The organism is Streptomyces viridochromogenes DSM 40736, assembly GCF_000158955.1.
GTDB classification, from domain to species: Bacteria; Actinomycetota; Actinomycetes; order Streptomycetales; family Streptomycetaceae; genus Streptomyces; species Streptomyces venetus.
Map to the genome: position 1 here is coordinate 3,871,885 of NZ_GG657757.1, position 6,839 is coordinate 3,878,723.

The window sequence follows — 6,839 nt, forward strand, 5'->3', positions numbered from 1 at the left end:
GCGTATCCTCGACGCGTGGTGACGCATCGGATGATCGACGTGAACGGCATACGCCTGCACATCGCCGAGCAGGGCGAGGGCCCGCTCGTGGTGCTGCTGCACGGATTCCCGGAGTCCTGGCACTCCTGGCGGCACCAGTTCGGGCCGCTGGCCGAGGCCGGTTTCCGGGTGGTCGCGCCCGACCAGCGCGGGTACGGCGGCAGTGACCACCCCGAGGACGTGTCCGCGTACAGCATCCTCCACCTGGTGGGGGACGTGGTCGGGCTGATCCACGCGCTGGGCGAGGAGCGGGCGTTCGTCGTCGGGCACGACTGGGGAGCGCCGGTGGCCTGGCACACCGCGCTGCTGCGGCCGGATGTGGTGCGCGGCGTGGCGGGGCTGAGCGTGCCGCCGCCGTTCCGTGGCGGGCAGCCGCCGCTCGCGACCATGCGGGAGCGGTTCGGCGGGCGGTTCTACTGGAACTACTTCGAGCAGCCCGGCGTCGCCGAGGCCGAGTTCTCGGCGGACACCCGCGCCACCCTGCGCAAGCTGCTGTACTCCGCCTCCGGTGACGCCCCGGGCGCCGGGCGCCCCGAGCAGGCCCTGGTCGACGACCTGGAGCGCGGCTGGCTCGCGGACGCGCCGGACCCCGAGGTGCTGCCCGAGTGGCTCACCGAGGAGGACCTCGACACCCTCACCGAGAGCTACGCGCAGGGCTTCACCGGCGCGCTCAACTGGTACCGCAACCTGGACCGCAACTGGGAGCTGACCGCCCCCTGGCAGGGAGCGGTCGTGTCCCCGCCCGCGCTGTACGTGTACGGCGACCGGGACCTGGTCCCGGCCTTCCCGGGCACGCCCGAACTGATCGAGGAGCTCCCGGAGTTGATGCCGAACCTGCGCCGGAAGCCGCTCGTGCTGCCGGGCTGCGGCCACTGGACGCAGCAGGAGCGGCCCACCGAGGTGAACGAGGCGCTGCTCGACTTCCTGACGGAGCTGAGGGACTGACGGACTGCCAGGCCCCTTCTGTCAGGCCTCGTCAGTCGTCGACGAGGGCCTGGCCGTCGACCTCGCAGTGGTCGACCGAGTCCACCAGGCCCGGGCCGACCTCGACGTCGACGGTCGCCCTGCCCTGCGCGGGGACCGTGACGTCCCCGTACCGGTCGACGACGGTGATGCCCTGCGCGTCCTCGAAGGTCACCGAGACCGAGAAAGTCGCCTTGCGGCCGTTGGGGTTGCTGACCTCGACGGTCGCGTACGGGCGGGCGGCGCTCGCGCAGCTCACCAGCTTCGCCGTGCCGTCCCGCAGGGCCTTGCCGCTGCCGGAGCCGGAGGAGGACGTCGGCGTGGAGCCGTAGTTCGGCCTGCGGGTGTACGAGCCGCCGCCACTGCTGGTGCTGCCGCCGCTGCTCGCGTAGTAGTCATCGTCGTCGTCGGAGCCGTAGGACCCGCCGCTGGAGCCGCCCGAGCCGTAACCGCCGCCCGACGTCGACGAACTCGAACTGTCGTGGTCCTGGCTGGAGCTGCTGCACCCGCCGCCGTGTCCCCCGCTGCTGCTGTGGCCGTGGCTGCCGCCACGGCCCCGGCCGGTGGAGAACCCGGTCAGAGCCAGGACGACCAGGACGAGTACCGCCGTGAATTTGAGCTTGCGCCCCCGTATCCGCATGGCGGAGAGCCTAGTGATCGCCTGTCACGGTCATGTCACCGCGTGGCGACCGGGCCGTACCCGGCGTAGCGTCGTGGGTGGAAGCGGCGCACGGGCCGCTCCCCGATGAGCGACGGCCGCCGTCCGGAGCCCCTTCCGTACGCCGGCGACGGCCGTCCCCGGGGCGTCAGGCGGTGCGCGCCTCGCCCGTCAGGCGGTACGCGCCGTCCCCGTCCCCTTCTCCGCGTCCAGCGCGTAGACGCAGCGGTCCTTGCTGCACGCGTACACCACCCCGTCCTGGACGACCGGGGAGCCGGTGATCTCGCCGCCGGTGGCGAGCTTCCAGCGCAGCCGGCCGTCGTCGGCCTTCAGGGTGTAGAGCAGGTGGTCGGTGGAGCCGAAGTGGATGCGGCCCTCGGCCACCGAGGGAGCGCCCACGATGTCCCCGCCCGCCTGGAAGCGCCACTTGGGTGTGCCGGTGACCGCGTCCAGGGTGTAGAGGCCCTTGCCGCTGCCCACGTGGACGTGGCCCGCGGCGACCAGGACGGGGTCGACGGACGTGCGGGACTCGGTGGCGATGCGCCAGCGGTCACGGCCGTCGGTGGCGTCCAGGGCGTAGACCGTGCCGAGGTAGTCGGCCAGGTAGATGCCGCCGCCGGTGACGGCCGGGCCCGGGACGAAGGTGGGCGGGGAGAGAAAGACGGCCGGGGGCCTCGAAGTGCCACTTCACATGCCCGGCGGCCACGTCGAGGGCGAGGACGCGGGTGCCGGCGCAGACGTAGACGTAGCCGTCGGGCGCCGGGGTGACCCGGACCGGGACGCCGCCGCAGGAGGCCGCGTCGCCGATCGGGTACGACCAGCGCTCGTCGCCGGTGCGGGCGTCCAGGGCGCGCAGCCGGGCGTCCTGCCAGACGTAGACCGTGCCGTCGTGCAGGGCGGGTCCGGCCTCGGGGGACTCGAAGTCGGTCTGGCAGCCGGTGATCTCCCAGAGCTTCTGCCCGTTCGAGGCCTCCCAGCCCTGGACGCCGCCGCCCCGGGTGCCGGTGACGACGCTGCCGCGGCCGGCCTTGAGGGAGTAGACCCAGGCGTCCGTCTGGAGGCGCCACAGGTCGCCGCCCTCGCGGGCGTCCAGGGCGAACAGGGTGGGCCCGTCGGAGGCGTGGATCCGGCCGTCCGCGACCGCCATGGACCAGGCGACGTCCCGGGTCTTGAAGCGGCGGCGGCCGGTGGCGACGTCCAGGGCGTGCACCTCGAAGGAGGTGACGTAGACCAGGTCGTCGGCGACGGAGGGGGTGCCCCAGACGTCGTTGGACATGCGGAAGCGCCAGGGCCGCCAGCCACCGGCCTGCTCGGGCGGCACGGTCGGGGCCGGGGGCGCGGCGACGGCGGGGCCCACGGCGGGGTCCGTGCCGTTGACGCCGGGGCGGGGCTTGGACCAGGAGGCGGCGAGCGCGGCCTCCGGAGGGGGTGCCTTGACGGCGGCGGCACGGACGTCGGCGACGCGCGGACCCGGGCCGATGGGCACCTGGCCGCCGGCCAGCCGTACGGGGCCGGTGTCGGGGCCGCCGACCGGGGCGGCGACGGACGCGGCGGGCACGGGCGCCGGGACGACGGGGTCGTGCGAGGGCGGCGGCGGAAGGGGCGCGGGGCCCGGAGCCGGGGCGGGGCGTCCGCCGCCGCTGCGGCCGGGGCCGGGGGCGGGCTTGCCGGCCGGGCGGCCGTTGCGGCGGGACTCGATGAGGCCGACGGCCCGCTCGGGCAGCCAGGCGGAGGCCGTGCCGCTGTCGTCGGAGCCGGAGCCGAAGAGGTGGGGGGCCAGCTGGGCCTGGAGGTCGGCCGGGTTGGGGCGGGCCGTCGGGTCCATCTGCATACAGGACTCGATGAGCGGACGCAGTTCGTCCGGGAGACCCTCCAGGTCCGGGCCCTCGCGCAGCAGCATGAAGACCGTCTCGACCGGGTTGGCGCCGTGGAAGGGCGGGTGTCCGGTGGCGGCGAACACCAGCATGGAGCCGAGGGAGAAGACGTCGCTCGCGCCCGTGACGCTGCGGGAGTCCTTGGCCTGCTCGGGGGACATGTAGGCGGGCGTGCCGACGGCGACGTTGGTCATCGTCAAACGTGTGTTCGAGACACCCGACGCGATCCCGAAGTCGATCACCCGGGGGCCGTCCTCGACGACGAGGACGTTGGACGGTTTGAGGTCGCGGTGCACGAGACCCGCCCCGTGGATGGACTGGAGCGCCTCGGCCACACCCGCCGCCAGCCAGCGCACCGCCTGGGCCGGCATCGGGCCGCAGTCGTTCACTATCTCCTCGAGGGAGGGCGCGGGGACGTACGCGGTGGCCAGCCATGGCACGGCGGCGCGCGGGTCGGCGTCCACGACGGCGGCGGTGTAGAAGCCGGAGACGGCCCGGGCCGCCTCCACCTCACGCGTGAAGCGGACCCGGAACAGCTGGTCCTCGGCCAGTTCCGTCCGGACGGTCTTGATCGCCACGCGCCGGCCGGACGCCGAACGCGCGAGATAGACCAGCCCCATGCCGCCGGCACCCAGCCGTCCCAGCACCTCGAACGGCCCGATCCGCCGCGGATCGTGCTGCGTCAGCTGATCCACCACTCTGCCTGCCACCTCCCCGTACGAGCCGCGCCAAGCCACATGTTCCACGCGACCCCGTGCAGCGTCTCACCACCGCACCGCCATGGCGGCACGCACCCCGATTCTTCCTGGCCGGAGCCGTGGTGGCGAACCCGGTGACATTTGGGATGTCTCGGCACAGAGGCGATCAAACGATGACCAAACCATGCCTGCTCAGCGGTGCAGCAGCGCGAAGGACGCCCCCTGATTGTCCGTGACGACGGCCACCGTGCCGTACGAGGCCTCGAAGGGCCCGGCCTGGACACGGCCGCCGAGCCGGAGCACGTCCTCCAGCGCGGCCGGTACATCCTCGACGGCGAAGTGCACGAGGAAGTGGGGCGGCATCTCCGCCGGGAACACGTCGGAGACGGGGGCGCGGCCGAAATCGGGCTCGGCGTCCGGCCCGAACAGGGCCTCCTGGAAGAGATCGCCGTAGAAGGCATCGGCCGCCTCGGCGTCCCGGGCGTACAGCTCGGCCCAGGCGAAGGTGCCCGGCTCGTGCCGCCTGCCGAAGCCGGGGTACTCCTCCGGCTGCCACAGGGCGAAGACGGCCCCCTCGGGGTCGGTGACCAGGGCGGTGACGCCCAGCTCACCGGCCGGGACCGGCGCCGAGACGACCTGCCCGCCGGCCTCCCGGACGCGCCGGGCCAGGGCCACCGCGTCCGGCGTCGCGAAGTACACCGTCCAGACGGTGGGCAGCCGGCCGTCCACCTTGCGGACCAGCGCGGCCACGGGTTCGCCGTCCTTCAGCGCCTGCGCGAAGGAGCCGAACCAGTCCTCGAAGGTCCACCCGAAAAGTTCACCGTAGAACCGCTTGCCCGCCTCGACGTCGGCAAGCTGCGCGTCCACCCAGCAGGGGACGCCCTCTGCGTACACCGATGCCCTGTTTTCGGCCATGCCGCCAACGTAACCGTGACTGCCACAGCCCGCAGACCAGGCACACCAGCCTCCGTACTCCCTCGCACCCCATTTGCAGTCGGCCGAATCGCGCCCCGATCCTGCCTCGGTAAGCTGACGTCATGACAGGACAAGTGCGTACCGTCGACGGCCGTGTGGCCGGCCGGCGTGGGCAGGCGACCCGGCAGAAGCTGCTCGACTGCCTCAGCGAGATGCTCAGCTCCTCCCCCTACCGGGATGTCAAGGTCATCGATGTCGCCCGGAAGGCGGGTACTTCGCCCGCGACCTTCTACCAGTACTTCCCGGACGTCGAGGGCGCTGTCCTGGAGATCGCCGAGCAAGTGGCGACCGAGGGCGCCGCGTTGACCGAGCTCCTGGAGGGCCGCTCCTGGACCGGCAAGGCCGGCTGGCAGACGGCGCAGGAACTCGTCGACGGGTTCCTGGAGTTCTGGCGCAAGAACGACGCGATCCTCCGGGTCGTCGATCTCGGTGCCGCCGAGGGCGACAAGCGCTTCTACAAGCTCCGCATGAAGATCCTCAACTCGGTGAACAACTCCCTCGCGGACGCCGTCGCCGAGCTCCAGGCCAAGGGCAGGGTCGACAAGGACGTGAACCCGGCGGCCATCGCCGGCTCGCTGGTCGCGATGCTCGCGGCCGTCGCCTCCCACCAGAAGGGCTTCTCCTCCTGGGGCGTGAAGCAGGCCGAACTGAAGCCGAACCTCGCGCTGTTGGTGCACCTGGGCGTCACCGGCAGAAAGCCGACGAAGTAGCCCGGCGCGGCGGACCCGGCCCGTTACCCGTACCCAAGTCCTGTCTGGCAGGCGGCGGTCCACCCGAGTGGACCGCCGCCTGTCGCGCTTCTCACCGCCGTACGTCCCCGGATCACCGCCGTACGACCCCGGATCACCGCCGTACGACCCTGAACACGCGGATCTCCCGATCCACCCGCGCCTGGTAGGCCGCGTACGGCGGCCAGAACGCCAGTACCGCCTGCCAGGCCGCCGCCCGCTCCTCCCCCTCCAGCAGCCGGGCCGTGACCGGAATGTCCCGGCCCTTCCAGCTGATCTCGGCATCGGGGTGGGCGAGCAGATTGTGGCTCCAGGCGGGATGCCCCGGCCGTCCGAAGTTGGACCCGACGAGGATCCAGCCGTGCCCGTCCTTCTCGGGCATGCAGGCGAGCGGCGTGCGACGCGGCGCCCCGCTCCTCGCCCCGGTCGAGGTCAGCACGACCCCCGGCAGGAGCTGCGCGCTGAGCAGCACCTTTCCCCGGGTGAGCCGGTGCACGGCCCGGTCGAGGGCCGGGAAGACGTGCGGTGCCACGCGCGCGAACCCGCGGGTGGACGACACCTTCTGCACGAACCGCACGCCCCTCATCGGCCGGCCTCCTCGAAGACGTCCGCCGCGTCGGCGGCGTGCGCCCGCAGCCGGTGCACCGGCCCGAACAGCAGCTCGTCGCCCGCGGCGCGCTTGAAGTACAGGTGAACCTCGTGCTCCCAGGTGAAACCGATGCCGCCGTGCAGCTGGATCCCCTCGGCGGCGGCCGAGCGCAGGGCCTGGAGCGCCTGGGCGAGGGCCGGCCCGCCGGCCGCCTCCTCGCGGACCTCCCGCGCCTCCTGTGCGGCGGCCCAGGCCGCGTAGTACGCCGCCGAGCGGGCCGCCTGCACCTGCACGTACACGTCGGCCAGCCGGTGC

Annotated in this window: 6 protein-coding genes and 1 pseudogene; 2 read left to right on the top strand and 5 right to left on the bottom strand. The window is 73.1% G+C overall.

Annotated elements, in window-relative coordinates; all coding sequences use genetic code 11:
- The first annotated feature begins 30 nt into the window (after window positions 1-30).
- Window positions 31-984: an alpha/beta fold hydrolase gene (locus SSQG_RS16885; protein ID WP_039932905.1), complete on the top strand. Its 954-nt coding sequence runs from the start codon at window positions 31-33 to the stop codon at window positions 982-984.
- A 31-nt stretch (window positions 985-1,015) separates the two neighbouring features.
- Here SSQG_RS16885 and SSQG_RS16890 read toward each other — a convergent pair whose 3' ends face one another.
- The 3 genes and pseudogenes from SSQG_RS16890 to SSQG_RS16900 all read right to left on the bottom strand — a co-directional run bounded on the left by SSQG_RS16890 (window position 1,016) and on the right by SSQG_RS16900 (window position 5,147).
- On the bottom strand, window positions 1,016-1,642 hold the full coding sequence (locus tag SSQG_RS16890; RefSeq protein WP_003991011.1) for a hypothetical protein: 627 nt from the start codon (window positions 1,640-1,642) through the stop codon (window positions 1,016-1,018).
- A gap of 189 nt (window positions 1,643-1,831) precedes the next feature.
- Window positions 1,832-4,232, bottom strand: a pseudogene (locus SSQG_RS16895) (PQQ-binding-like beta-propeller repeat protein).
- A gap of 192 nt (window positions 4,233-4,424) precedes the next feature.
- A complete protein-coding gene (locus SSQG_RS16900; protein WP_003991013.1) occupies window positions 4,425-5,147 on the bottom strand; it encodes a VOC family protein in 723 nt (240 codons plus the stop codon).
- Window positions 5,148-5,269: 122 nt separating this feature from the next.
- Here SSQG_RS16900 and SSQG_RS16905 point away from each other — a divergent pair, with 122 nt between their 5' ends.
- A complete protein-coding gene (locus tag SSQG_RS16905; protein ID WP_167545788.1) occupies window positions 5,270-5,917 on the top strand; it encodes a TetR family transcriptional regulator in 648 nt (215 codons plus the stop codon).
- Window positions 5,918-6,050: 133 nt separating this feature from the next.
- Here SSQG_RS16905 and SSQG_RS16910 read toward each other — a convergent pair whose 3' ends face one another.
- Together SSQG_RS16910 and SSQG_RS42735 are read right to left on the bottom strand one after the other, a co-directional pair.
- Window positions 6,051-6,521, bottom strand: a complete 471-nt coding sequence (locus tag SSQG_RS16910; protein ID WP_003991015.1) for a nitroreductase family deazaflavin-dependent oxidoreductase — start codon at window positions 6,519-6,521, stop codon at window positions 6,051-6,053.
- Window positions 6,518-6,839 (bottom strand): acyl-CoA dehydrogenase family protein (locus tag SSQG_RS42735; RefSeq protein WP_039932907.1); only part of this gene is annotated, 322 nt, incomplete at its 5' end. The genes SSQG_RS16910 and SSQG_RS42735, both read right to left, overlap by 4 nt.